The sequence below is a fragment of the Pseudundibacterium arcticum genome (assembly GCF_042646465.1).
GTDB classification, from domain to species: domain Bacteria; phylum Pseudomonadota; class Gammaproteobacteria; order Burkholderiales; family Burkholderiaceae_D; genus Undibacterium_A; species Undibacterium_A arcticum.
Map to the genome: position 1 here is coordinate 1 of NZ_JBHRTP010000046.1, position 649 is coordinate 649.

General features: G+C 55.5%; 1 protein-coding gene. It reads right to left on the minus strand.

Features of this window, described 5'->3' with window-relative positions; all coding sequences use genetic code 11:
• A partial coding sequence (locus ACFOFO_RS15010; protein ID WP_390331900.1) for a MotA/TolQ/ExbB proton channel family protein occupies positions 1-646 on the minus strand: 646 nt, incomplete at its 3' end.
• Positions 647-649: the final 3 nt, after the last annotated feature.

Here is a 649-nt window from a genome sequence, read left to right on the forward strand (position 1 = left end):
CCTTTTTAACGCTGGCCAGTTGACCAGCCGTGCTTGACGACATCACGCCGCTCAGCAGAACAGAATGCAAATCAGCGCTAAACGAACGGATATCTTCCATTGCGCCCTTGTTGCGACGAACCAGCCAGTTGTAACCCAGCACGGCAGGAACCGCGACTGCCAGACCGATTGCGGTCATGATCAGCGCTTCACCAACTGGACCGGCAACCTTGTCGATCGACGCCTGGCCGGCGATACCGATGGCGGTCAGCGCGTGGTAAATACCCCAAACCGTACCGAACAGACCGACGAAAGGAGCGGTAGAACCAACCGTGGCCAGGAACGACAGACCGTCGCTCAGACGACTTTGTACTTTCTCTACCGACCGTTGAATCGACATGGTGACCCAGGTGTTCAGATCAATTTGTTCCAGCAGCGCGCCATCGTGGTGCTGGGTCGATTTGCTGCCGGTCTCGGCGATGAAACGGAACGGGCTGCCTTGTTTCAGACCGCCGATACCTGCTTCAACCGACTTGGCTTTCCAGAACGAGTTACGGGCCTCTTTTGCCTGACCAGTCAATTTGATCTGATCGATCAGTTTGGTGATGATGATGTACCAGCTGCCCATCGACATGATGACCAGAATGATCAAGGTGCCGCGTGCCACAAA